Source organism: Mesorhizobium sp. 131-2-1 (genome assembly GCF_016756535.1).
Taxonomy (GTDB): domain Bacteria; phylum Pseudomonadota; class Alphaproteobacteria; order Rhizobiales; family Rhizobiaceae; genus Mesorhizobium.
Map to the genome: position 1 here is coordinate 5,005,172 of NZ_AP023247.1, position 25,244 is coordinate 5,030,415.

The 25,244-nt window shown below is 63.6% G+C and carries 23 protein-coding genes; 9 read left to right on the forward strand and 14 right to left on the reverse strand.

Annotated elements, in window-relative coordinates; genetic code table 11:
- A complete protein-coding gene (pdxR, locus tag JG743_RS24540; protein WP_244672899.1) occupies positions 1-1,506 on the reverse strand; it encodes a MocR-like pyridoxine biosynthesis transcription factor PdxR in 1,506 nt (501 codons plus the stop codon).
- Here pdxR and JG743_RS24545 point away from each other — a divergent pair.
- Positions 1,505-2,128 (forward strand): FMN-binding negative transcriptional regulator, encoded by a 624-nt coding sequence (locus JG743_RS24545; RefSeq protein WP_202293369.1) that lies wholly within the window; start codon positions 1,505-1,507, stop codon positions 2,126-2,128. The genes pdxR and JG743_RS24545 overlap by 2 nt on opposite strands.
- Before the next feature lie 146 nt (positions 2,129-2,274).
- Here JG743_RS24545 and JG743_RS24550 read toward each other — a convergent pair whose 3' ends face one another.
- From JG743_RS24550 to JG743_RS24585, 8 genes are all read right to left on the reverse strand, one after another.
- Positions 2,275-4,023: an adenylate/guanylate cyclase domain-containing protein gene (locus JG743_RS24550; protein WP_202293371.1), complete on the reverse strand. Its 1,749-nt coding sequence runs from the start codon at positions 4,021-4,023 to the stop codon at positions 2,275-2,277.
- A gap of 359 nt (positions 4,024-4,382) precedes the next feature.
- Positions 4,383-5,195 carry a 3-methyl-2-oxobutanoate hydroxymethyltransferase gene (locus JG743_RS24555; protein WP_202293373.1) on the reverse strand — a complete coding sequence of 271 codons (813 nt, stop codon included), beginning with the start codon at positions 5,193-5,195 and terminating at the stop codon, positions 4,383-4,385.
- 10 nt (positions 5,196-5,205) lie between these two features.
- Positions 5,206-5,988, reverse strand: a complete 783-nt coding sequence (locus JG743_RS24560; protein WP_202293375.1) for a hydroxypyruvate isomerase family protein — start codon at positions 5,986-5,988, stop codon at positions 5,206-5,208.
- Between the two features lies 1 nt (position 5,989).
- Positions 5,990-6,301 (reverse strand): MocE family 2Fe-2S type ferredoxin, encoded by a 312-nt coding sequence (locus JG743_RS24565; RefSeq protein ID WP_202293377.1) that lies wholly within the window; start codon positions 6,299-6,301, stop codon positions 5,990-5,992.
- A gap of 111 nt (positions 6,302-6,412) precedes the next feature.
- Positions 6,413-7,216, reverse strand: coding sequence for an ATP-binding cassette domain-containing protein (locus JG743_RS24570; RefSeq protein WP_202293379.1), 804 nt, complete (start codon positions 7,214-7,216; stop codon positions 6,413-6,415).
- Entirely contained in the window at positions 7,216-8,217 is a 1,002-nt protein-coding gene (locus JG743_RS24575) for an ABC transporter permease (protein ID WP_202302935.1), read from the reverse strand. The genes JG743_RS24570 and JG743_RS24575 overlap by 1 nt, the downstream gene beginning before the upstream one ends.
- 250 nt (positions 8,218-8,467) lie before the next feature.
- A complete protein-coding gene (locus JG743_RS24580; protein ID WP_202293381.1) occupies positions 8,468-9,454 on the reverse strand; it encodes a sugar ABC transporter substrate-binding protein in 987 nt (328 codons plus the stop codon).
- A 106-nt stretch (positions 9,455-9,560) separates the two neighbouring features.
- Entirely contained in the window at positions 9,561-10,568 is a 1,008-nt protein-coding gene (locus JG743_RS24585; RefSeq protein ID WP_202293383.1) for a sterol desaturase family protein, read from the reverse strand.
- 264 nt (positions 10,569-10,832) lie between these two features.
- On the opposite strand from JG743_RS24585, the gene JG743_RS24590 reads away from it, so the two are divergent.
- On the forward strand, positions 10,833-11,870 hold the full coding sequence (locus JG743_RS24590; protein WP_202293384.1) for a LacI family DNA-binding transcriptional regulator: 1,038 nt from the start codon (positions 10,833-10,835) through the stop codon (positions 11,868-11,870).
- Positions 11,871-11,910: 40 nt separating this feature from the next.
- Here JG743_RS24590 and JG743_RS24595 read toward each other — a convergent pair whose 3' ends face one another.
- Entirely contained in the window at positions 11,911-13,455 is a 1,545-nt protein-coding gene (locus JG743_RS24595; RefSeq protein WP_202293386.1) for a helicase HerA-like C-terminal domain-containing protein, read from the reverse strand.
- 372 nt (positions 13,456-13,827) lie between these two features.
- On the opposite strand from JG743_RS24595, the gene JG743_RS24600 reads away from it, so the two are divergent.
- The 4 genes from JG743_RS24600 (at position 13,828) to JG743_RS24615 (ending at position 18,070) form a co-directional block, all read left to right on the forward strand.
- The gene (locus tag JG743_RS24600; RefSeq protein WP_202293388.1) at positions 13,828-15,270 is read left to right on the forward strand and encodes a methylmalonyl-CoA mutase subunit beta; all 1,443 of its coding nucleotides are present in this window, start codon (positions 13,828-13,830) and stop codon (positions 15,268-15,270) included.
- Positions 15,267-17,390, forward strand: coding sequence for a methylmalonyl-CoA mutase (gene scpA, locus JG743_RS24605; RefSeq protein ID WP_202293390.1), 2,124 nt, complete (start codon positions 15,267-15,269; stop codon positions 17,388-17,390). The genes JG743_RS24600 and scpA overlap by 4 nt, the downstream gene beginning before the upstream one ends.
- A gap of 72 nt (positions 17,391-17,462) precedes the next feature.
- Complete coding sequence (locus JG743_RS24610; RefSeq protein ID WP_202293392.1) at positions 17,463-17,684, forward strand: AbrB/MazE/SpoVT family DNA-binding domain-containing protein; 222 nt, start codon at positions 17,463-17,465, stop codon at positions 17,682-17,684.
- Entirely contained in the window at positions 17,681-18,070 is a 390-nt protein-coding gene (locus JG743_RS24615) for a type II toxin-antitoxin system death-on-curing family toxin (RefSeq protein WP_202293394.1), read from the forward strand. The genes JG743_RS24610 and JG743_RS24615 overlap by 4 nt, the downstream gene beginning before the upstream one ends.
- Here JG743_RS24615 and greA read toward each other — a convergent pair.
- Complete coding sequence (greA, locus tag JG743_RS24620; RefSeq protein ID WP_202293396.1) at positions 18,067-18,540, reverse strand: transcription elongation factor GreA; 474 nt, start codon at positions 18,538-18,540, stop codon at positions 18,067-18,069. The two genes, JG743_RS24615 and greA, sit on opposite strands and share 4 nt — an antisense overlap.
- A 103-nt stretch (positions 18,541-18,643) precedes the next feature.
- On the opposite strand from greA, the gene JG743_RS24625 reads away from it, so the two are divergent.
- Positions 18,644-20,020, forward strand: coding sequence for a TIGR03808 family TAT-translocated repetitive protein (locus JG743_RS24625; RefSeq protein ID WP_202293398.1), 1,377 nt, complete (start codon positions 18,644-18,646; stop codon positions 20,018-20,020).
- A 145-nt stretch (positions 20,021-20,165) separates the two neighbouring features.
- Here the strand turns inward: JG743_RS24625 and choX are convergent, their stop codons facing one another.
- Entirely contained in the window at positions 20,166-21,098 is a 933-nt protein-coding gene (gene choX / locus JG743_RS24630; protein ID WP_202293401.1) for a choline ABC transporter substrate-binding protein, read from the reverse strand.
- Between the two features lie 175 nt (positions 21,099-21,273).
- Positions 21,274-22,305 (reverse strand): alcohol dehydrogenase catalytic domain-containing protein, encoded by a 1,032-nt coding sequence (locus JG743_RS24635; protein WP_202293403.1) that lies wholly within the window; start codon positions 22,303-22,305, stop codon positions 21,274-21,276.
- Positions 22,306-22,422: 117 nt separating this feature from the next.
- Between JG743_RS24635 and betI the strand changes: the two genes are divergently transcribed.
- Complete coding sequence (gene betI, locus JG743_RS24640) at positions 22,423-23,118, forward strand: transcriptional regulator BetI (RefSeq protein WP_202293405.1); 696 nt, start codon at positions 22,423-22,425, stop codon at positions 23,116-23,118.
- A gap of 88 nt (positions 23,119-23,206) precedes the next feature.
- The gene (locus JG743_RS24645; RefSeq protein WP_202293407.1) at positions 23,207-24,259 is read left to right on the forward strand and encodes a flavin reductase family protein; all 1,053 of its coding nucleotides are present in this window, start codon (positions 23,207-23,209) and stop codon (positions 24,257-24,259) included.
- A gap of 21 nt (positions 24,260-24,280) precedes the next feature.
- On the opposite strand, the gene JG743_RS24650 is transcribed toward JG743_RS24645, so the two are convergent.
- Positions 24,281-25,126 (reverse strand): LysR family transcriptional regulator, encoded by an 846-nt coding sequence (locus JG743_RS24650; RefSeq protein WP_202293409.1) that lies wholly within the window; start codon positions 25,124-25,126, stop codon positions 24,281-24,283.
- Between the last annotated feature and the right edge of the window lie 118 nt (positions 25,127-25,244).

The window sequence follows — 25,244 nt, forward strand, 5'->3', positions numbered from 1 at the left end:
TCACCGGTGCTCGGCCAGTATCCTCGCCAGCACCGTGACGCCCCGCCGCAGCGCTTCCGCGTCAAGCCCGGCATAACCCATGATGAAGCCAGCCGCTTCCGGCCGAGGCCCGGTCGGGTCGTAGAGCGGCGATACCGGGTAGAGACCGATCCCGGCAGCTCGCGCGGCCGCGATGATCGCCGGTTCGCGCCCGGCGGCGAAGCCATGCATCCAAGCCACGACATGCAGTCCCGTATCGGCTCCCGCAATGGTGACCCTCGAGCCCAGATGGTCGGTCAAGGCCTGTAGCAGCACCTGCCTGCGTTCGGCATTCTTTCTGCGGATGCTGCGAACGTGCCGCTCGTAGGCGCCGCTCGCCAGCAACTCGCCCAGCACGTCCTGCTCCAACATCGGCGCATGCCGGTCGGTCAGGCGCTTCGCCTCGCTGAACGCCCGGCACAGGCCGGTTGGGACGACAAGATAGCCAAGCCTCAAGGTGGGCGAGAGCGTCTTGGAGAACGTCCCGACATAGATGACTGACTCCGCGTCGAGGGTCTGCAGGGGCGGGATGGGGACGATGTCGTGGCGGTACTCGCCGTCATAGTCATCTTCGACGATGTAGGCGCCTGTCGCCGTGGCCCATGCAAGGAGGGAACGCCGCCGCGTCGCCGAAAGCACGCTGCCGAGCGGGAACTGGTGCGACGGCGTCACGCAGGCCAGGCGGGCTGGCGGGAGCGCATCCGTCCTCAGCCCGTCCGCGTCGACGGCAACGGGCACAGCGACGCCGCCTGCCGCGGCGAAGACATTGCGAGCCAGCGGATATCCCGGGTTTTCGATCACGAAGGGGTCGCCGGGGTCGAGCAGAAGCCGGGCGCAGAGGTCGAGCCCCTGCTGGGAGCCGTTGACGATGACGATCTGGTCCGGCGCGCAGCTGATGCCGCGAGCGCGCCAGAGATAGCCCTGAAGCGCACCGCGGAGAGCGGAAGACCCTTGCGGATCGCCGTAGCGCAGCCGCGGTCCGCGTCGCAGGATGGCATTGTTGGACGCTCGTCGCCAGGCCAGCACCGGGAAGTCCGCCCCGGACAGATCGCCATAGCGGAAATCCGCGACCTTGCCCGGCTGCTGTTCCGGTGGCGGAGGCAGAACCAGCAGCCGGCGCGCGAATGCCGAGAGGTTCCGAGGCGAGGCGGTCGAGACGGTCGCCTCCCCTGTCGCCCTCTCCAGCCCTGCAGCAACGACGGCGCGCGCCCCATGACGGGTGATCAGATAGCCTTCAGCGTGAAGCTGGTTGTAGGCCGCCGTCACCGTGGTTCGCGAGGCGCCCCATTCGGCGGCGAAACCCCGGGTCGACGGCAGGCGGTCGCCGGGCCGGTAGGCGCCGCTGTGTATCTGTTCCTTTATCGCCGCGATGATCCGGCGTGCGACACCATCCTGCTCCAACTGGACCACCGAAAACCTGCAAAACTGGATATTCCAAGCAAGCCAGACATCAGGCATCTTCAGTCGCGACGCAAGGAGTTTCGCCATGTACATACCGCCCGCCTTCCGGGATGACGACAAGGAGAGCCTGAGAGCAACGATCCGCGCGGCGCGGCTGGCGACCCTGGTCACCGCCACGGCGGAAGGCCTGCTGGCGACGCCATTGCCGCTTTTGCTCGACGAGAGCGAGGGCGAGCACGGGACGATCTACGGCCATGTGGCGAAGGCAAATCCGCAGTGGCGCGCACCCGTGCTGGGCGATTGCATGGCCATCTTCATGGGGCCGGACGCCTACGTGACGCCGGCGTGGTATCAAACCAAGCAGGAAACCGGCAAGGTCGTGCCGACCTGGAACTATGTCGCCATCCACGCCTATGGGCCGGTCCAATTCTTCGAAGACGCCGACAGGCTGCTCGAGGTGGTGACGCGTCTCACCAATCTGCATGAAGGCGGGCGCGCCTCACCCTGGTCCGTGTCGGATGCGCCGCCAGATTTCATTCAATCGCAACTCAAGGGGATTGTCGGCCTACGCATGCCGGTCGCGAGGCTGGAAGGCAAGCGCAAGATGAGCCAGAACCGCAACGCGACCGATCGCGCCGGTGTCGCGTCCGGCCTTGCGGCGAGCGACCGGCCCTCGGACCGCGAGGTCGCGCCTCTCATCCTGGTGTGAAGTCCCGGCCCCGTACACTTTCCTGCTAGGCCGTGAAACCCATAAATCAGCCGGGCGGACGACTTGCCGGCGTCCGCTATGCACCGAAAGCGACCAACGTTTGCAGCGCAGCTAAAAGAAGCAATGGGCCACAAGCAGAAGTTAACTCAACTTGCTCGTAAGGGGCGCACATACTGCTCCGGCAGCCCCGCCTTCCGCAGGGCATCAATCAAGTGTTGCTGAGCTTCAGGGCGTGCGTAGTGCAGTACCTGGATCACATTCCGAAGCGACAAATCCGGTTTCACCAGCTTCACCTTGGCGATCACCTCACTTGCACCAGTTAAGTCGCCTAATTGCGCGCGCGCGGCGGCTAGGTACAAGGAGCCACTGGAGCGTGGTACAGGGACACTCTCGAGCGCTTCGACTGCGTCAGCATATCGAGCGAGGTCAAAGAGCGTCAGGCCGCGAACCGCTGCAAACCAATCGGGCACGAAGGGACCCAAGCCTATGGCGGCATCGATTGTGGCCAACGCATCGGCCGGCCTGCCACTGGCGCGCTGCCAGTTCGCGTAGTCGCCCTTAATCTGTATATCGGCCGGATTGAGTGTCAGCGCCCTGTCAAAATGGAAGCGTGAACGGTCATGGTCGCCTGTCCAAAGGTAGTAGAGCGCCCTTGCCCAATGAGACGTGGCGTCGTTGGCATCTAGTTCCAGCGCTTGTTTCGAAGCGCTCTCAGCCTTGGCCATCTGATCGTCATCGAGCAGAATGACATTGCTCATGGTAAGAGCTATCGCCAGCCAGGCATGAGCAAGTGCAAAATGCGGATCGACGGCAATTGCGCGCTCAAGTAGGGGTACGGCTTCGGCATCACGCTGATGGTCACATAGGTCGCGGCCTTGTAACAGACAGTCATAAGCCGACCAGCTAGTAGTTGGTTTTGCACGGGCTTTTGCTGCTTCTGCAGCGTACATACGGCCCTCCAGACTTGTTACGATTGCGGCCACAACAAGGTCCTGGATAGCGAAGATATCCTGCGCATCGCGATCGTACCGGTCGGCCCAGACGTGATTGCCGGTTCTGGCGTCGACCAATTGGGCTGTGATGCGTATTCGGTCGCCCAATCTGCGTAGACTACCCTCAACTACATAGGCAACGCCCAGTTCCCGCGCTACTTCGATATGACTTTTTCCTCTGTTGGCAAAGTGAAACGACGCGTGGCGAGATACTACGGATAGGCCGCGAAAGCGGGCGAGTTCGGTAATGATATCCTCGGTGATCCCATCGGAAATGTACTGTTGCCCGGGATCACCACTCATGTCGGTAAATGGCAGTACTGCTATGGACGGTTTGATTCGTTCTACCGCTGTCGGTCGCACCGATGTTCCTGAGGGAGCTCCCAGACGATAGACCCGGACCGGCTGGGCGATATTCTTGAGTTGCTGCTCACCCATGTCTTCAAACGAGAGATCAAGGCGACTTCCTACGTTGTCATGAACCATGCCGGTGACTGCAATGCCGCCCGCCGGGGCAAGTCCCTCGATCCGCGCAGCGACGTTCACGCCTTCACCGAAAACATCGCCATCCTCAGCAATCACATCCCCCAAGTTGACGCCAATGCGGAGTTGGATGGCGCGGTCCTCTGGCAGCTCTGCGTTCCGAGCTGCCATATCCTTCTGTAATGCAACTGCGCAGGCCACGGCCTTCACGACGCTGGGGAATTCCGCGAGAAAGCCATCCCCCATAGACTTAAACAGCCGACCTTGGTGCTCGGCGATCCTAGTTTCGATCACTTCGGCGCGGAGGTTCCGCACGACCGTCAGAGTGCCGTCCTCGTCCACGCCCATCAGCCGACTGTAACCGACTACATCGGCTGCAAGGATGGCAGCCAGACGGCGCTGAACAGAGTTCTCCACCACTCGATAGTGCCCCAGTTGGTCACCTGGGCTCCCTTGCAGAGTCTGGTTGATGACACGATAGCACTGCCGCGCCTGGCCGTAACCAGTGGTCCCAGAGCGAAGTCAGGCAGCTACGCGTCTGCTAGGGGTCATTCGCGACCGGGTCGAGCCAGTGGCAAGTTCGGCCAAGTCCGCTATGCCGCCGAAAGCGTAAGTAAATCAAAGTATTATCGGCAAGGCTATAAGTCTTGGCGGGTTGATGGCGCTCTCCAAAACCGGAGCTTCGAGTCATGCGCTACGAACTCAGCGATTGCGAATGGACCGCCATCAGACCGTTGCTGCCGAATAAGCCGCGCGGCGTTCGGCGCGTAAACGTTCCTTCAGAGCCCCACAGACGCCTTGAAAGCTGCAAGCTCTTGGTCGGCGATCGAGACCACATGCTGCGGCTCCGGGTAGGCTCCGGTCTGCACATCCGAGATGAACTCGCGGTAGGCGGCAATGCGCTCGCGCTGCAGCCGCTCGTATTCGGCGGCGAAGTTGCGATATGTCTTTGCATGGCGGGGCTTGTGACCGGTCGTGTGGCCGAGCACGTCCTCGCTGAAAAGATACTGCGCATCGGCGTGCGGCCCGGCACCCATGCCAAGCATGATCATCGATGTGTTCCTGGTGATCAGCTCGCCGATCCGGTCGGGCACCACCTCCAGCTCCGCGCCAAAGCAGCCGATTGCTTCCAGGCGCTTCACATGGTCCCACACGACCCGCGCGCCCTCGGCGGTCCTGCCGACGGCCTTGAAGCCACCGGTCCAGGTGCATTGCGAGGGGATCAGGCCGACATGGGCGATGATCGGCACCGCATTGTCGCAGAGCGCTTTCTGGATATCGAGCGAGGCGGCGCAGTAGAAGCAGTCGCCGCCAATGCGCATGAAGTGATAGGCGGCCTTGAGATAATCTTCGGCCGTGATCAGGTCGCCGAAGGGGCCATAGGGCAGCCCGACCTGCACGAAGCAGCGACCGGCCGCGTCGCGCATTTCAGGCGAGAAGAAGCGGCCCTCGATCGACAGCATGTCGACGCCAGCCGCGTCCGCCGCCGCGGCCTCTTCGAGCGAGGTGACGTAGAGCATGGAGATCTTCTGCCCGCGACCCTTCATGGCGCGGATGTCGGCGACCGTCGGCCGGTTGGTTTTGGTGACCATTTTTCTTCCCTCAGACGGTGAAAGCGTCGCGGAAGGCGTGGAGCGCCGCCTCGGGATCGCCGGAGGCAAACGCCTCCATGCCGACCGGTCCGCGGTAGCCCATGTCCTTCAGCGCGCGGGCGATGCCGCGATAGTTGATCTCTCCGGTGCCGGGCTCCATCCGACCCGGCACGTCGGCCACCTGGACCTCGCCGATCCATGGCAGGCAGGCGCGGCAGAGCTCGATCAGATTCCCCTCGCCGATCTGCGCGTGGTAGAGATCGAGGTTGAGGCGCAGGCCGGGCCGGTTCACGCTCTTGACCAGCGCCAGCGTGTCCTCGGCGCGCGCGAACGGCACGCCGGGATGATCGACCGGCAGGTTGAGATTCTCCAGCGTGAAGGTCACGCCCTCCGCCTCGGCGAGGTCGGCGATGCGGTTCAGCGTGTCGCGCGCCTTGAGCCACATCGCGCCGCTGACTGTCTCGCAAGGCGTGACCGGCAGGCCGCCCTCGCCCAGCCCCGTGCCATGCAGGTTGAGCCGCGCGACGCCGAGGCGCTTGCCGACCGCTGCCGTCTCCTTGGCCGTCTTCAAGAGTTCGGCTGCCCCCTCGTCGTCGGCAAGCCGGCCGCGCAGATAGCCGTTCATGATCGAGAATGTCGCGCCGGAACTTTCCAGCATCGAGAGGTCATGGTCGGGCCAGTTCCAGAGCCCGACCTGGAAACCCAATTCAGTGAGGCGCCGTATGCGGAACTCCATCGGCCGGTCGCGCCAGAGCATCTCGGCGCAGGCCGCAAGGGTGAAGGTGTCGGACATGTCAGACCTCTATGTGCACGCGGCCGTTCTCGACCTTGGTCTTATAGGTTTTGAGGTTCACGCAAACCGGCGCGCGCAGCGCTTCGCCGGTGCGATAGTCGAACACCCCATTATGCTTCGGGCATTCGATCTTGTATTCCATGACCAGGCCGTCGCTCAGATGCACTTTTTCGTGCGTGCACAGGCCATCGGTGCAGAAGTAGTCGTCGTCGGGACCGCGGTAGATGGCGAATGTCCGGCCGCCATGGTCGAAGCGGATCAGATCCTCTTCGTCGATATCGTCCGTGCCACACGCCTCAATCCACATTGCCATTTAGCTGCCTGCCGTCTGTCTTCGGTTTCGTCAGAGAGGCGGCCGACGGACCACGCGATCCGCCGGCCGCAAGCGAAGATGCCCGTGGAGGATATGGGCGTCTTCGACGGTCTATGCCTGCTCGCCATGTGCCGTTGCGAAGCCCTCGATCTCGGCTTCCAGTTCCGCCATCTGCTCGCCGCCGGCCATCAGGTCGGTGACGGCTTCGCGGCTTTTCTCGCCCTTGCGGAAATCGGCAGCCTTGGCGCCACGGATGAGGACGGCGAAGTGATCGCCGACCGTCAGCGCGTGGACGACATTGTGGGTGATGAAGATGACGGCGATACCCTTGCGGCGCGCCTGCAGCACGATGCGCAGCACGTGCGCGGCTTCCTTGACGCCAAGGGCTGCGGTCGGCTCGTCGAGGATCAGCACGCTGGCGCCGAAATGGACGGCCCGCGCGATCGCAAGCGCCTGGCGCTCGCCGCCCGACAGGCCACCGACGAGGCGGTCGCCATCGTCGATGCGGGTGATGCCGAGCTGGCGCATCTCGGTGACGGCGATCTCGTTGGCCCGCTTGCGGTCGTAAACAGTAAGCGGTCCCCAACGCCGTGTCGGTTCCGCTCCGACAAAGAAGGAGCGGCCGATGCTCATCAGCGGAAACGTGCCGCCGAACTGGTGGACGGTCGCGATGCCATGGTCGCTGGCATCTCGCGGGCTGTCGAACGCCACCGGTTTGCCATCCATCTCCATCGTGCCCGAGGTGGGCTTGTGGACGCCGGAGAGGATCTTGATCAGCGTCGACTTGCCGGCGCCATTGTCGCCGAGCAGGCACAGCACCTCGCCCTTGTGAACATCGAGCGAGATGTCGTGCAGGACGTCGATCGGGCCGAACGACTTGTTGATCTCGGTCAGCCTGAGCAGGGGTGTCGTCATCAGCGTGTCCTCGCCTTGTTGCGAGGCGCGTAGGTCAGCGCCATGGTGCGGAAGGTGTTGTTCATGAGCACGGCAGCGAGCAGCAGGACGCCGATGATCAGGCTTGCCCAGTTGGCGTCGAAGCCGGTGTAGAAGATGCCCTGGTTGACGATGGCGAAGGTGAGCGTGCCAAGCACGATGCCGACGACCGAACCATAGCCGCCGGTGAGCAGCACGCCGCCGATGACCACCGCGATGATCGAGTTGAAGATGAAGGACTGCCCGGCCGCCACCTGCGCGCTGTTGTAGAGGATCGCCTGCGACATGCCGACGAACGCGGCGCACAGGCCGCTGCTCATGAACAGTGCGATGGTCAGCCGGTCGGTCGGGATGCCGGCGTTGCGGGCGCTGACGGCGTCGCCGCCCATGGCCAGGATCCAGTTGCCGAAGCGCGAGAAATTCAGGATGAAGCCAACGATAAGGATGACGGCCAGCCACCAGAACAGCGTCACCTGGAATTTGCCGCCGAGATAGTCGCCAAGCAGCAGCTTGGCGGTAGGCCCGCTCTTCAGCGCGACACTGGTGCTGCCCGACAGGATCACCGACAGGCCGAGTGTCAGGCCGGCCAGCGCGAACAGAGTCGCCAGCGTTACGACGAAGGACGGCACCTTTGTCCGGATCACCAGGACGCCGTTAATGAAGCCGACGGCAAGGCCAAGGCCGAGCGACGCCAGGATGCCGACGATGATCGGCAGATCGTAGTGGCCCGACAGGATGGCAATCGTCATCGAACTGGCAGGAACCATCGATCCGACCGAAAGGTCGAGATGCCCGGCAATCATCAGCAGCCCCACCGGGAGCGCGATGATGCCGAGTTCCGAGGCGACGTTGAGCCAGCTCGCTGCGCCGCCCGCCGACAGGAAGTTGGCGCCGCCGAAGATCGAGAAGAAGCCGAGCACGGCGATCATGCCGATCAGCGAGCCGACTTCGGGGCGTCGCACAAGGCTGCCGATAGAAGGCATCGAGGAATGCGGTGGCGCAGTCGCTGGCGAGGCAGCTTGGTCAAGGGCTTGGGATTTCATCGAAGTGTCCCTGGCGTTGTGACGTGAGCACGACTCCCTTCTCTCCTTGCGGGAGAAGGTGTCGCCGAAGGCGACGGATGAGGGGTGCTCCAGCTTGGCGGCGACGGCGATCCGTCACGCACCCCTCAACCGTCTCGGCGCTGAGCGCCGATCCACCTTCTCCCATAAGGGAAGAAGGCAGAGCTGAGCGTTACCGGGCGCCGGCGGTGGCACCCGCCAACGTCGCATCGACATTGGCGGCGTCCACGATGCCCGGTCCGGTCAGCACCGGCTTCGTTGGCAGGTCGAGCCCATAGTTGACGAAGCCGTTGAGCAGCGACACCGCCAAATAACCTTGGAGGTAAGGCTGCTGGTCGATGGAGAACATCTGCTTGCCGTCCTTGATACGCTGCAGGCCGGTTTCGTCCATGTCGAAGGAAGCGAGCTTGACCTTGTCGCCGACATTGGCCTGGCCGATCGCGTTGGCGGCGCTGTTGGCATCGCCGGCGCTGATGGTGATGACGCCGTCGATGCTGGCGTCCTTCAACACAGCGGCCTTGATCGCCTCGGCGACCGCGGTCGGGTTGCCGAAGCTCGACGAGGGCAGCGGCAGCTGGCTCGACTTGCCGCCGCTCTTGGCGATGGCGTCGGCAATGCCCTTGCAGCGATCCTCGGTGTTGGTGGCGCCCGGAAGCGTGTTGACGCAAAGCACGTTCTTGGCGCCATGGCTGCCATAGTACGCGCCGCCACCGAGACCGGCCGTGTACTCCTCGTTGCCGACATAGTTCATGGCGCCGAGCCGCTTGGCCGCGTCCATGCCGCCGGAATTGTAGATGATGAGCGGCACGCCCGCGGCAACGACCTCCTTGAAGGCGTCGTCCATCGCCTCCGGCACCCAGTCCGGGCCGACGATGGCGCTCGGGTTCTGGCTGAGCGCGGTGCGGATGAGCTTGGCGGCGTCAGGCCCGAGATTGTCGTAATTCTGCGGTCCGAGCCAGGTGACCGAGCCGCCTGTCAATTCGGCGACCTTGCCGGCGTCGTCGGCGCCCTTCTTGACCTTCGACCAGAACGGATCGTCGGCCTTGCCGCCGATGACGAATATCTTTGCGCCCTTGGATTCGGCCATTGCCGATGTCGCCGACGCGCCGGCCACGCCGGCGAGCAGGATAGCCGCCAAAAGTCTGGTGATACGCTTCATGTCTTTCCTCCCAGTTGCCGTCTTCAGACGGGTTTTTGAAAATTGCTGCCTCTCCTCCACGCGCGTCCCCTCCGGCCGCGTGTGACGTGTTCAAGGGTTCCTGGGCTCACGCCCTGGCGTTCACGCGCTCCCGCTTTTTCTGGAACCGGGCGTCCATCAGGGCATCGCCCTGCTTGGTGCCGTCGTGCCAGGTGCCGAACCACCTATCGAGCGGGATCAGCCCGTCGCCGCCGTAGTTCACCTCGAAGTATTTGTGGTGCAGGTAATGCGCATAGGCGTGGCTCGAAACGGCCGTGTCCTCGGTCAGCTCCAGTTTCTCGAAGCCGAGATGGCCGTTGACGGCGCCAAAGCCCGCGACATGCAGCTGGAACAGCGCGACGATCGGGTTGGACGGGATCACGAGGTGCCAGAAGACAACCGCATGATAGAGGAACCCTTCCACCGGATGCATCGACAGCGACGACCATGGCGACGGGTTGATCGAGTTGTGGTGGACCGAATGGATCCAGCGATAGAGCGGTCCCCAATGGATCAGGCGGTGGATGAAGAAGAAGTGCACCTCGTGGATCGCCGGCGCGATCAAAACCAGTGCCGCGAGATAGACAGGATGGTCTGCCCAGCCGAGCCACGGCACATATCCCTTTGCGAAGCACCACAGGAAGACGACCTCGACCACGGTCCAAAGCGGGATGGTGATGAAGAACGAGCGCAGGAAATTGTCGAGGTTCTGGCTCTGGAACCAGAAGACGTCGGACGGCGTATCGCTCGGGAATTTGTGATTGTACTTGAACCGGGTCGCCTGAGCGCGCTGGATGAAATAGCGCAGCTCGAAGATGCCGTAGAAGACGAAGATCGCGGCGGCGTTGACGGCATAGAGCCACAGCACCCAGCCCCAGCTGATCGTCTTCATCGTCTCGACGCCAGGGACAATGTAGAACCAGTAAAGCAGCGCGGTCGCCATGTGGAAGGCATTCCACGGCCAGATATAGCCGGGCAGCCAAGCCAGGATTTTCGGCAGCCTCAGTGGCCAGGTCCAGAACGGCACGACCTCGAGGGCGGCGTTCGGCTTCCAGTCGCCGCGTTTGTCGCGCTTGCCGTATTCGAGATCGTCCATGCCGGGCCTCCACTCAGCGATGCCGCAAGGATGGCCCGCACGCGACGGCGCTTCCGCCTCGGGTCAGGCGGCCGCAATGCGCTCGTGCTGTTGCTATCCCGCGGCCGGCGACGTTCTTGCCGCGCTCGCTTGTCCAGTGATAAACATCTTGATCCAAAATGAATCAAGAATAGAATGTTTATTCCAAAATGATTGTGTCATTCGTGTCAAAATCGCCCGCTGGATGATATTTTCGTATCATCGATAGGGCGCGAGTGAGATGAAATGGATCAGCGCAAGCGACCGACCATCAAGGATGTTGCCGCCGAGGCGAAAGTCTCGGTCGCCACCGTCAACCGAGTGCTCGGCGGTTCGGACGCCGTGCGCCAGGGGACGCGAGAGCGCGTCATGCTGGCGGCGGAGCAGATCGGTTTTTATGGCACCGGCGCGCTGAGGAGCCGTGTCGCGGCAGCGCGGCCGCGTTACAAGTTCGGCTTCCTGCTGCACCAGCCCGGCCGCGTCTTCTATCGCAACACCGCCGAAGCGCTGCGCGCGGCGGCCCAGGGCGTTGTCGACGCCGAAATAGACGTGCGAACGGAGTTCCTGGACGATCTATCGCCGCAGAACATTGCATCGCGGATGCTGGCACTGGGCGCCGAATGCGACGCGATCGGGGTGGTGGCGGCGGTGCACCCGCTCGTCATCCAGGCGGTCGACGCGCTACATGCCCGCAATGTGCCGGTCTTCGCGCTGATTTCGCAGATATCGGCGACCGGCCAGGTCCACTATGTCGGCCTGGACAATTGGAAAGTTGGGCGCACCGCCGCCTGGGTGTTCGAACATGTTTGCCAGGCGCCGGGCAAACTCGGAATCCTCGTCGGCAATCACCGCTATCGTTGCCAGGAAATGAACGAAAGCGGCTTCCGCTCCTATTTCCGCGAGCACGCGCCGGGCTTCACTCTGCTCGAGCCGCTGCCGACTTTCGAGTCGAGCGCCATCGCGCAGGAGATGACGGAGAAGCTGCTCACCGACAACCCGGATCTGTCGGGCCTCTATGTCGCCGGTGGCGGCATCACAGGCGCCATTGCAGCGCTGCGCGCCAGCGGACGGGCCGGCAGCCTCGTCGTCGTCGGTTATGAGATGATGGATGTGACCCGCGAAGCACTGCTCGATGGCACACTGACCTTCGTCATCGCGCATCCGCTTTCCCGCCTGGCCAATGAGGTGATGGCCGGCATGGTCCGCGCCGTCTCCGCACCGAATGAAGGCGGCAACGTCACGACCATCCTGCCCTTCGACATCTACACGCGCGAGAACATCTAGGCGGGTGGTTCGCCCATTGATGCTTGCTGCGGTATGCCTGTCACCGCCCCCTGGCCAGGCTGCCCAGAATCCCGCGCACGATCGCGCGGCCGACGGACGAGCCGACCGAGCGCACCACCGACTTGATCGCCGCTTCAGCCACCGTCTGGCGATTGGAGGGGCGCGGCGCCGGCGCCCGGCGGCCGCCGGACTGCGGGGCGGGATCGTCGCCGAAACCGGGAATGGTCCAGCGCGAGCGGCCGCTATCGGCCTGTTGCGCCTGCTGCTCGGCCTCCTGCGCCTCCCTGGCCTTCTTCTGCAACATCTCGAAGGCCGATTCGCGGTCGATGGTCTGGTCGTACTGGCCGGAGACCGGGCTTTCCGCGACCAGCTGGCGGCGCTCGTCCGGCGTGATCGGGCCAAGCCGCGACGACGGCGGCCGGATCAGCGTGCGCTGGACCATGGACGGCACGCCCTTGGCCTCCAGCGTCGAAACCAGCGCCTCGCCGGTGGCGAGCTGGGTGATCGCGGTCATGCAGTCGAAATCGGGGTTGGGGCGGAACGTCTCGGCCGCCGTCCGCACGGCCTGCTGCTCGCGCGGTGTATAGGCGCGCAGCGCGTGCTGGACGCGGTTGCCGAGCTGGGCCAGGACCTTTTCGGGAATATCCAGCGGGTTCTGGGTGACGAAATAGACGCCGACGCCCTTGGAGCGGATCAGCCGCACCACCTGCTCGACGCGGTCGATCAGCACCTTCGGCGCGTCCTCGAACAACAGATGCGCCTCGTCGAAGAAGAAGACCAGCTTCGGCCTTTCGGGATCGCCGACCTCGGGCATTTCCTCGAACAGTTCCGACATCAGCCAGAGCAGGAAGGTGGCGTAGAGGCGCGGGTTCATCATCAGCTTGTCGGCGGCGAGCACGCTGATCGCGCCACGGCCGTCGCGGGTGGTGCGCATGATGTCGGCGATGCGCAGCGCCGGCTCGCCGAAGAAGTTCGCCGCGCCCTGTTGCTCCAGCACCAGGAGGGTGCGCTGGATGGCGCCGACGGACGGCTTCGTCACATTGCCGTAGCGGGCGCTGAGCTCGTCAGCGCGCTCGGCGACGTTGGCGAGCAGCGCCTGCAGGTCCTTGAGGTCTAGCAAAAGCAGGCCTTCCTCGTCGGCGATGCGGAAGGCGATGTTCATGATGCCTTCCTGCGCCTCGGTGAGGTTCATCAGGCGCGAGAGCAGCAGCGGCCCCATCTCCGAGATGGTGGCGCGGATCGGATGGCCCTGTTCGCCGAACAGGTCCCAGAAGATGACCGGGAATTCCTGGAAGTCGTAGGGATCGAGCTTCACCTGCTCGGCGCGCTTGACCAGGAAATCCTTGGCCTCGCCCATCATGGCGATGCCGGAAAGATCGCCCTTGATGTCGGCACAGAACACCGGCACGCCGGCGTTGGAAAAGCCTTCGGCGAGGATCTGCAGGCTGACCGTCTTGCCGGTGCCGGTGGCGCCGGTGATCAGGCCGTGGCGGTTGCCATATTGCAGCAGAAGCTGTTCGGGGCGCTGGTAGCTGTCGTCGGGCTTGCGGCTGGCGCCGATGAAAATGCTCTCGTCGTCAGCCATGTGTCCGGTCTCCGCGAACCTGATGAAGTTAAAAGCAAAAGGCCTCGCCTGAGGTATAGTGACGCGTCGCAGCAGCGACAATGCTCCTATCGCAATTTGGGGTTCAATCGCAATTTGGCTTCAGTCGGATTTGACACTCAGGCCAAAGCTGGGCCTTGCCGGACTTCCTGCACCTTGCGAATTCCGCGCATGTTTGGCATCGGTTGGTGATCCACCCGGCCGCCTGCGTGGCGCATTGTGATATCGGCCGTGGAACCTTAGACTGACGGTTCGATTGATGCGGCAGACGGCGCATGACCACGAAAGGATCACGCGCTGAATCAAAGGTGCTACAGCGTACGCTGCGCGCGGCGCTGTAAGGGAGGAGAACGGATGGGCGCCGGCGCCTTGACCAGGGAAGTCGACCTTCAGAACGCTGACCGCCAGCGCTGGCTGACGCTTGCCGAAAAGGCGCTGGCCGGAGGCTCCTTCGAGGAGCGGCTCGTTTCCCACAGCGACGACGGCATCCGCATCGAGCCGCTCTATGAGCGTTCGGTCACCGCCGAACCGCTGGTCAGGGCAAATCCCGGAGCGTCATGGATCGTCAGCCAGCGTGTCGACGATCCGGATGTCGCCCGCGCCAAGGCGCAGGCGCTGGAGGATGTCGCGCAGGGCGCCACCGGCCTGTCGCTGGTCTTCGAGGGCGCGCCGAACGCTTTCGGCTACGGCCTGCCACGGACGGCCGAGGCGCTGGAGACGGTGCTCGACGGCGTGCCGCTCAATCGCGTCCAGGTCCGCATAGACGCCCATCCCTGGAGCCGCGCGGTGGCCGACTGGCTGGTGGCGTTCCTCGGCAAGCGCCGCTCCGATCCGACCAAGCTCAACCTCTCGTTCGGCATCGATCCGGCGGCGATCTTCGCCGGCACCGGCCGGCTGCGCATGTCGATCGAAGCGCTGCAGGAATCGATGCCGCAATCGATGGCGCATTTCTTCTCAATGGGCGTGCCGGGCGTGCTGCTCGAGGCCGACGGGCGCGTCTTCCACAATGCCGGCGCCACCGAGGCGCAGGAGCTCGGCACGATGCTCGCCTCCGCGGTCTCCTATCTCAGGATGTTCGAGAAGGCGCGGCAGCCGCTGGTCTATGCCGCGCCCCATATCGGCTTCGCGCTCAGCGTCGACCAGGACCAGTTGCTGTCGATGGCCAAGGTGCGGGCGCTGCGCCGGCTGTGGGCCCGCATCCAGGAAGTCTGCTCGATCCCGGCCTCGACCGCCAGCATCCATGCCGAGACATCCTATCGCATGATGACGACGGCGGACCCGGAAACCAACATATTGCGCACGGCGATCGCCTGTTTCGCGGCCGCCGCCGGCGGGGCCGATTCGATCTCCATCCTGCCGCACACCATCGCGCACGGGCTGCCGGCCGGCTTTGCCCGCCGCGTCGCCCGCAACGCCCAGCTGATCATGGCGCATGAAAGCCATGTCGATCATGTCGCCGATCCCGCCAGCGGCTCGGGCGCGGTCGAGGCGCTGACCAATGATCTCTGCGCGACAGCGTGGGAGGAACTCCAGCGCATCGAGGCCGAGGGCGGCGTGCTGGCGAGCCTGCAGCAAGGATATATCCAGAACCGCGTGCAGACGGCCGCGGCGAAGCGCAATGCCGAGTACCGGACAGGCTCGCGCGCGATCATCGGCACCACGCTGTTCCGCGCCGGCAGCGAGCGCCAGGTCGAGACCCTGCCGGCGGAGCGGCGGCCGGCGCTGACGGAGGGCGTCGCTGTGTGTGAGCCGCTGTTTCCGGTGCGCATCGACCAGTCGATCGGAGCCGGCGCATGATCCCCGATTTCAGCCAGATCGGCTGGTCCGCGCCTCGGCGTGCGCCGGTCGAGCTCAAGGGCCAGCGGATGACGCCGGAAGGCATCGCCGTCAAACATCTCTATACGCAGGGCGATCTCAAAGGGCTGGCGAACCTCGATACCTATCCGGGCCTGCCGCCTTTCGTGCGCGGCCCCTACCCGACAATGTATGTCCAGCAGCCATGGACGATCCGGCAATATGCGGGGTTTTCGACGGCGGAGGAATCCAACGCCTTCTACCGGCGCAACCTCGCCGCCGGGCAGAAGGGCCTGTCGGTCGCCTTCGACCTTGCCACCCATCGCGGCTATGACAGCGACCATCCGCGCGTCGCCGGCGATGTCGGCATGGCGGGCGTGGCGATCGACTCCATCCTCGACATGCGCCAGCTGTTTGACGGCATCCCGCTCGGCGAAATGACGGTGTCGATGACGATGAACGGCGCGGTGCTGCCGGTCATGGCGCTCTACATCGTCGCGGCCGAAGAACAGGGCGTTGCCGAGAAGGATCTCGCTGGAACCATCCAGAACGACATCCTGAAGGAGTTCATGGTCCGCAACACCTACATCTATCCGCCGAAACCCTCGATGCGGATCGTGTCGGACATTTTCGCCTACACCTCGCGGCACATGCCGAAGTTCAATTCGATCTCGATCTCCGGCTACCACATGCAGGAGGCGGGCGCGACGGCCGACCTGGAGCTCGCCTACACCATCGCCGACGGCATCGAGTATGCCCGCGCCGGTGTCGCCGCCGGGCTCGATATCGACCGCTTCGCGCCGCGGCTGTCCTTCTTCTGGGCGGTCGGCATGGACTTCTTCATGGAGGTCGCCAAGCTGCGGGCCGCACGCCTGCTGTGGTCGAGCCTGATGGCGAAGAACTTTTCGCCGAAGGACGAGCGCTCGCTGTCGCTGCGCACCCATTGCCAGACGTCCGGATGGTCGCTGACAGCGCAGGATCCGTACAACAACATCACCCGCACGATGATCGAGGCGATGGCGGCGACGCAAGGCCACACGCAGTCGCTGCACACCAATTCCTTCGACGAGGCGATGGCGCTGCCGACCGACCATTCGGCCCGCGTCGCCCGCAACACGCAGCTTATCCTGCAGAAGGAATCCGGCACCACGCGCATCGTCGATCCCTGGGGCGGCTCGGCCTTCGTCGAGCGCCTGACGCATGATCTCGCGGCGCGCGCGCTCGCCCATATCGAGGAGGTCGAGAGCCTTGGCGGCATGGCCGCGGCGATCGAGCAAGGCATTCCCAAGCTGCGCATCGAGGAAGCGGCCGCCCGCACCCAGGCGCGCATCGATTCCGGCGAGCAGGTGCTGGTCGGCGTCAACGCGCACCGGCCTCAGACCGACATCGCGGTCGACGTGCTCAAGATCGACAATGCCGAGGTCAAGGCCCGGCAACTGGCGAAGCTGCAGCGGCTGAAAGGCACGCGCGACGTCGGCGCGGTCGAAAGCGCGCTTGCCGCGCTGACCCGCGCGGCCGAGAGCGACGGGAACCTGCTTGAATTCGCCATCCGCGCGGCGCGCGCCAACGCGACCGTCGGCGAGATTTCGCTGGCGCTGGAAAAGGTCTTCGGGCGCCATGTCGCCTCGGTGCAGACGATCTCCGGCGTCTACCGCGATGCGCTCGGCGACAATCCGGCGCTCGAAAAGCTGCAGGACAAGATCGAGGCGTTCGAGAAGACGTCCGGCGGCAAGCCGCGCATCCTGGTCGCCAAGATGGGACAGGACGGCCACGACCGCGGCCAGAAGGTGATCGCCACCGCCTTTGCCGATCTCGGCTTCGACGTCACCGTCGGTCCGATGTTCCAGACGCCGGAGGAGATCGCGAAACTGGCGGTCCAGCATGACGTCCACATCATCGGCGCCTCCTCGCTGGCGGCGGGACACCTGACGCTCATTCCGGAGCTCAGGGAGGCGCTGAAGAAGCTCGGCCATGGCGACATGCTGATCGTCGCCGGCGGTGTCATTCCGCCTCAGGATTATGACGCCGTGCTCAAAGCTGGAGCGGCGGAAATCTTCCCGCCGGGCACTGTCATTCCGGAGGCGGCGGACAGGCTTATGGACCGACTGCTGGCTGCAGCATAAGGGCGTTATAATTGCCGTTGCAACAATCGGCGCCTCGCGTTATAATCGGCGTTGCAACAGGGATGATCCGTTATGAACACCACCATTCGCAAGATCGGCAATTCCGAAGGCGTTATCCTGCCTAAAGAGCTTCTCGACCGCTTGAACATGAAGGCGGGCGACCAGCTTCAGATCGTCGAGACGGACAAAGGCATTGCCCTTGAACCGGTGGACGACAGCTTCGAGCGGCAGATGGAAGCTGCCCGCAGGGTCATGGATAAGTACAAGGTTGCGCTTCAGAAGCTCGCCGAATGAGCTGGGAGTTTCTGTCGCGTCGCGCCGTCGAAGCGATGCATGCGGAGCAGTTGCGCCGCCATGGCGGCGCCCAAGGTTTGAGAGACGAGAATGCTCTCGAATCCGCGCTCGCCCGTGCCGAGAACAAGGCCAACTATGGAGATCCGTCGGTCGAGGATTTAGCGGCGGCCTATTTCTTCGGCATTGCCAGGAACCATGCTTTCGTCGATGGCAACAAGCGTACGGCCATGGTCGCCGCGGGCGCTTTCCTGATCATCAACGGCTACAGCCTTACGGCAGACAACGGAACGGTCTACGAATTCGTGATGGGCGTTGCCGCAGGCGAGATCGACGAGGCGGGCGCGGCAGCCTTCTTCCGCGACCACGTCGTCAAGCTCGAGGATTAGCCGTCCGAAAGCTTGGTGATCTCCCATTCCTTGCCGTTGACCGCAGCCACGTCGCCGACCTTCTTGCCGAACAGCGCCACGGCCATCGGCGAGACATGGGAAATGCTACCCTTTGACGGATCGGCCTCGTCCTCGCCGACGATGCGCCAGTGCACCTTCTTGCCGTCGTCGCCTTCCAGCGTGACGCCCATGCCGAAGCGGACCACGTCGCTGCCCGGCTCCGGCGCGGAAAGCTCGGCGTTCTCGCGCCGCGCGGTCCAGTAGCGCAGGTCGCGCGACACGACGGCAATCCGTTCGCGGTCGCCCTTCCTTTCGGCCTTCGCCAGAATGTCGCGCAATTCAGCGAGATTGTCCTCGATCATCGCTAGGCCGCGCTCCGTCACCAGATTGCGGTGCGTGCTGATCGGCCGCTCGCCGACGCCGGCGATGGCATTCTCGCTGTCTTCTTCGCGGGTGAAAGCTCTGCTCATCCAATGAACTTAGGCCCGGTGTGGCCTGGGCACAAGTCGTAGTGCGACGGCTGGCCTGGCACGATTCCTGCGACGCAGATGGCAAACGCCAGGACCTGTGCCGATGTTGGACAGACGAACGCTGCTTGCCCAGACCGCCGGCTTTGCCGTGGCCGGCCTTTGCCTCGGCAAGGCCTCGGCGAAGGTGCTGCCGGGAATCGAGAAGGCCTCGATGCGCGGCTCGATCAACGCTGCCGAGCTTGGCGTGCAGCCGGGCGCGCTCGACGACCAGAGCAAAGCCTTCGCCAAGCTTCTCAACGATGCCAGCGAGCGCGACGCGCCTGTGTTCTTGCCGCAGGGCACCTATGTCGTCTCCAATCTCAAGCTGCCGGCGCGACTGCGCCTGTCCGGCGTGCCGGGCGCCACGCGCATCGTCTATGGCGGCAACGGCCACTTGATGATGGCCGAGCAGGCCGAGCATATCGAGCTCAGCGGGCTGGTGCTCGACGGCTCGAACCGCTGGCTGGCCGATTACACGCAAGGACTGCTCGACTTGCGCCGCGTCGCCCACCTCGTCGTCGACAATTGCCAGGTCACTGGCAGCGGCAAGAACGGACTGGCGCTGCAGCATGTTTCGGGCCGGGTCGAGCGCTCCGACATTTCCGGCGCGGCCGATGCCGGCATCTATTCGGTCGAGGCCGGCGGGCTGGAGATCTCCGGCAATACGGTCTCCGACTGCGCCAATGGCGGCATCCTCGTGCATCGCTGGCAGCAAGCGGAGGACGGCACGATCGTCAGCGGCAACCGCGTGGAGCGCATCGGCGCGAGGAGCGGCGGCACCGGCCAGAACGGCAACGGCATCAACGCCTTCCGCGCCGGCAATGTCGTCATATCGGGCAACATCGTCTCGGACTGCGCCTTCTCGGCGATCCGCGCCAACAGCTCCAGCAATCTGCAGGTCACCGGCAACACCTGCTCGCGCTCGGGCGAGACGGCGCTCTATTCCGAATTCTCCTTCGAGGGCGTCATCATCGGCAACAACATCATAGACGGTGCGGCCAACGGTATTTCGATCGTCAATTTCAACGAAGGCGGCCGCATGGGCGTGTGCTCGAACAACATCGTGCGCAATCTCTCGACCGTCGGCCCCTACCCCGCCGACGCGCCCGGCTTCGGCGTCGGCATCAGCGTCGAGGCCGACACCACGGTGTCCGCCAATGTCGTCGAGAACGCGCCGCTCTACGGCATGCAGATCGGCTGGGGGCCGTATCTGCGCAATGTCGTGGCCACCGGCAACATCATCCGCAAGGCCGGAACCGGCATTGCCGTCTCGGTGGTCGAAGGCGCGGGAACGGCGATCATCTCCGACAATGTCATCGACGGCGCGCTGAACGGCGCCATCATCGGCCAGCGCTGGGCGGAGCCGGCAACCGGCGACCTCGCCCAGTCAACTAGCACGGGGCACGGCCATCTGGCCGTCGAGCGCAATCACGTCAGCTAGACCCAGGATCGCCTGAACGCTTTTGGCGATCAAGGAGACGCGAGGACGACATCGCCTGATCGGCACTTGCACGCGCGCGTCCAAGTCGCCGATCCCCACCTCGCCGCTCTGTCCGGCTCGCGACCCTCCTCACAAGGGGACGGACCTATTGCAGCGCGGTCTTCACCGCGGCGGCCGCATCGCCACCGTCGAAGGTCGTGACGCCGGCAAGCCATGGAGTGACAGCGTCCGGGTTGGCCTTCAGCCAGTCGGTCGCCGCAGTGTTGGCTTCGGCACCCTTCAGGATAGCATCCATCATCACGCCTTCCATACCCAGGTTGAATTTCAGATTGGAGACGAACTTGCCTGCATTCGGACATTCGGTCAGATAGCCGGCGCGCACGAGGGTGTGGACGATGGCGGCGCCGAAACCGGAATCGCCCATGCCGTCGAGATAGGTGAGCTTCATCTCGCCCATCACCGGGTGCGGCGTCCAGCCAAGGAAGACGATCCACTCGTTGTTCTTCATCGACTGCTCAGCCTGGGTCAGCATACCGGCTTCCGACGACTCCACCAGTTCGAAGCCTTCCAGATTGTCCTTCGGGTTCTTGATCATGTCGAGGATGATGCGGTTGCCGTCATTGCCAGCCTCGATGCCGTAGATCTTGGCGCCGAACCTGTCCTTGAACTTGCCGAGGTCGGTAAGCGTCTTGACACCGGCATCAGCTACATAAGTCGGCACGACGATGCCGTAACCGGCGCCTTCGAGGTTCGTGCTGACCGACTCGATCGTCTTTTCGTCGAGATAGGGCTTCACTTCGTTGGTCATCGACGGCATCCAGTTACCGAGGAAGACGTCGACGTCCTTGTTCTTCAGCGAGGCCAAGGTCACCGGCACGGAGAGCTGGGTCGATTCGGGCTCGTAGCCGAGCGCGGTCAGGAGGACGGAGGCGATGCCCGTGGTCGCCTGGATGTCCGTCCAGCCGACGTCTGACAGGCGCACCTTTTTGCAACTCGCCGGGTCGGCGGCGAAGGCCACGCCCGTGGACAGGAAAGCCACCAGGCCAAAGCCGGCGGCGAAAATGGTTCTACGCGACATCGAGGATTCTCCCATTGTGAATCGGTTTGTAGGGCGGTTACTTTCTTCGCCCGTTGCGGCCGCAGCAGCATGGTTGCGTCCGTTTTTCTTGGACTTCCAACTTCACCTGAAATCAGCACTTTCCCGCGCCACGCCCGCAGCTGCGAGAATGGTTTGTTGAACCGCTGCGTTGCTCTCAGAACCTGATTACGAAACGACCTTTTGACTGCCCTTTTTCAAGCGCGATCAGTGCGTCGGTCACCTCCTCAAGAGTTATGGTCTCGACCATGGTTTCCAGGGGTCGTTCCGCGTGCATAGCGATCAGTTCGCGCATCTCCTGTCGCGTGCCAACGCTGGTTCCGGTGACGACGACGCCGGTCGCCGTCAGCCATTCCTGGATGAGCGGCACTGGCTCGAACACCATGGCAGCGGCAATGATTCTTCCACGTGGACGAATACCCGCGACCATTGCGTCCCACGTCGCGGTTGTCGGCGCGAAATTGATGCAGGCATGATACTTCGTGCCCTTCGCTGCCAGCCTCGACGGCAAGCTGACATCGGCGATCTCGGTTTCTGTCGCGCCATAACGGCGCGCGATTTCCAGCTTCGCCGGGTCGCGATCGACCGCCAGCACGTTGACGCCGAGCCGGCTGGCGATCTGCACCGCATAGAGGCCAAGCCCACCGCAGCCGAAGACGATGGCGCTCTCGCCCGCCTTCAGCGCGGCCCGCCTCACCGCGCCGTAAGCGGTAATGCCGGCGCACATCACCGGGGCCGTGCTCACAGGGTCGATCGTCTCGGGCAGCGCAACGGCAAACCTGGCATCGCAGACGACGTATTCGGCAAAGGCGCCAGGCACGTTTAATCCATGCGCCCGATGGTGCTGGCAGAACGACTCATAGCCATCCAGGCATTCGTCGCAATGGCAGCAGGTGTCGTGGATCCAGGGGACGCCCACCCTCTCACCGGGCGTCCAGCCGCTCACGCCTGCTCCGAGCGCCTCGACGCGGCCGATGCCCTCATGGCCCATGACAAAGGGCGAAGGCGCATGCGGCGGAACACTCTCGCCGCGCCAGATGTGCACATCGGTGTGGCAGACCCCGCAGACCTGCAGCCGCACCAGGATCTGGCCTGGCCCGGCGATGGGGCGTGGCACGCTGGTGACGTCAAGCGGCTCGCCGTATTTGGACAAGACCGCAGCCCGCATAGTGGATGTGTTCAACGTCATCGATACTCCGTTGGGCCTCCGCCTCGCACACGTCGCCTCGTTCCGGCGATGCCGGCGCAGTTGCGGTCGAGGCATTGCATTTGTCTTGTCCTGGCAGCCTAGGCTCGCGAAAATTATATGACAAGAGAAAAATTTGTTAGAGCGTACAAAAAATCGGTCAGTTATAAGAATCGCATGGCAACCAAAGCGAAAAAGCAGAAGACCCGGATCGAAGATATCCGGCGGATCGAGCTGATCGAGGCAGCGCATCGCATCTTTCTGCGTGATGGGCTGAAGGGCCTGACGACGACCCGGATATGCCATGAGGCTGGCATGTCGCAGGGTATTTTGACCTATTATTTCAAGGACAAGGACCAGGTCCTCTTTGAAATGGTGCGGTTCGCCAATCGCCTTCTGATGGATGCGGTTGTGGTCAATCTCCGTCAGGCAGAGACCCGATGGGATCGTTTGATGGCGATTGTCGACGGCAATTTTCCGGAAGAGAAATTCGAACGCAACACGGCGAACGCCTGGATCTCCTTCTACGCGGAAGCGGCGCACAACCCCCGCTACGCACGTCTGCAGCAGCTGTTCTACAAGCGGCTGCGGTCGAACATAGGCTCGGCGCTTTCGCCATTTTGTGCGAAGGGCGAGATCGACCATTTCGTGCGTGGCTTTGCCGCCATGCTCGACGGCCTTTGGCTGAGGCGGGGGCACTCCGACGACGATATCTCACGTTTGGAGGCGAGGACGCTGCTCATCGAATATTCGGAAAAGACGCTTGGCGCTGACATGACAACGAAGCTGAAGACGCTTCAGTTGGAAGCGGCCTGAACGCTTTTGGCGATCAACGAGACGCGAGGACGAGATCGCCTGATCTGCTAGGACGGTCGATATTCCGTTCCTTCCAGGTCATGGCCGCATGGACGCCAATATCGCTCTCATCGACACAGGATCGCCATCACGCGGCATGCATCCTTGCCTGTGCACGGGCCGCATCCAAGAAACCGGTGACGTCGTCACCCTGGTGTTCAAGAGGGCCGATGGCCGGGCCTTCGATTTCCTAGCTGGGCAGTTCGTCACCATCCGTTTCTCCTCGGGTGGCCAGACGTACTCACGGGTGTTCACCATTGCCTCACCGCCAACCCGGGCGGACCGCATCGCCTTGACGATCAAGGCGGCTGCAGACGGCAGGGCGACGCGCATCCTGCACGACCACTTCGGCGAAGGCAGCGCTGTCGAGATCAGCGACGCCGGCGGCGACTTCACGCTGGAGGGCCGCGCCGTAGAGAAGGCCCTGTTCCTCTGCGCCGGAAGCGGCATCACGCCACTGATGTCGATGGTGCGTGACCTGCACGACAACGGCGAGGATCTGGACGTCGCGTTCATCCAATGCGCCCGCACGCCGGACGACATCCTTTTCGGCCATGAACTCCGGATGCTCTCCGAGAGCATGCCGAAGCTGCGCGTCGAAACGGTGTGCAGCCAGGCATCGGGCTCCCCCGATCCGCGTGTCATCGGCCGGCTGGATATGGCGCGGCTGGCGCGGCTTGTTCCGGACGCGACGGCACGCGCGGTCTTCCTGTGCGGACCTGCAGGCTTCATGCAGACGATGCGCCGTCACATGGTCGAACTCGGGGTTCCGGCCGGACGGATTTTCGAGGAAGCCTTTGGCGCCGTGCTGGCGACCGCGAAGAGGATGTCTCCGACGGCGAAGGCTATTGTCGCCTTCGAGCGTTCCGGTGTCCGCTGTGAGGCCGGCGACAACGCCACGATCCTGGAACTGGCTGAAGCCGAGGGTGTCTACATCGACACATCGTGCCGGATGGGCGTGTGCGGCACCTGCAAGGTCAAGCTGCTCGAAGGCGAGGTTGACTTGAACGATATGGGCGGCCTGTCGGATATGGAGCGTCAGGACGGCTTCATCCTCGCCTGCTGCAGCACGCCAAGGGGCGACATTGCCATCGACCTTTAGAGCCCGTCGTCGCTCTGGTTCTCACGACGTCATCAATTTGAGCGCCTTGAGCAGGCGAACATGGGTGTGGGAATGGTGGTGCCTGACATGCACGGCTGAATAGATGGGATGTGAGATCTTCGGCGCATCGGCAACGAGCTGCACCACGCCCTCCTGCCGCAATTTCGTCGCCACCGTCTCGGTGACGAAGGCGGTGCCACCCCGGCTGCGCAGGAGATAGGCAACGGCGCCGCCGTTTCCGGTCGAGACCGGGCTGTTTTCCAGCTCCGGCAGCATCTGCTTGTGGGCACGGTTGAAGAAGGCCGAGTAATTGGCACGGATGTAGTCCGCCGCCGTAATCTCGCCGAAGGCAAGGCCGCGCGTCGAAACCATGACGAAGTTCTCCTCGGCGATCTGTTCGTAGTGCATGTCCGGCAGGTGCTGCGGTGAATAGAGCACCGCCAAATCGAGGCTGCCGGTGGTGAGGTCGAGGATCATCTGGTTCGAGTAGTCGATCTCGACATAGATCGCGAGCTTCGGCATCGTTGCCCGCACCCATTCCAGCCACCCTTCCAGCACGCGCTCGTATAGCTCGAACTGGATGCCGATGCGGATCAGGCGATCGAACTTGCCGACCGATTGGATTTCGCGGCGGGCGTCGAGCCAGCGCAGCCTGACCGCACGCGCATGTTCCTCGAACCTCAGGCCTGCGACCGTCGGCTCGGTGCCGCTCTTGCCGCGGATGAAAAGCTGCTTGTCCAGCAGCGCTTCCAGCGTGCGGATGCGGCTCGAAACGGTTGACTGGGTGATGCCCAGCCGCTCCGCCGTCCTGTTGAAGTTGCGGGTTTCGATCAAGTCAAGGAACGTATCCAGGAGTTCGATCTGCATTTCGGCCATCCAACGGAAAAATCCCGCAACGGCTATCGCTTTTTCACCGCGCTCCGCAACGGGTAATCGGATTCTTCGATTAATACCCTGTCCCTGGTTGCGTTGCCGGTTCGGCCGC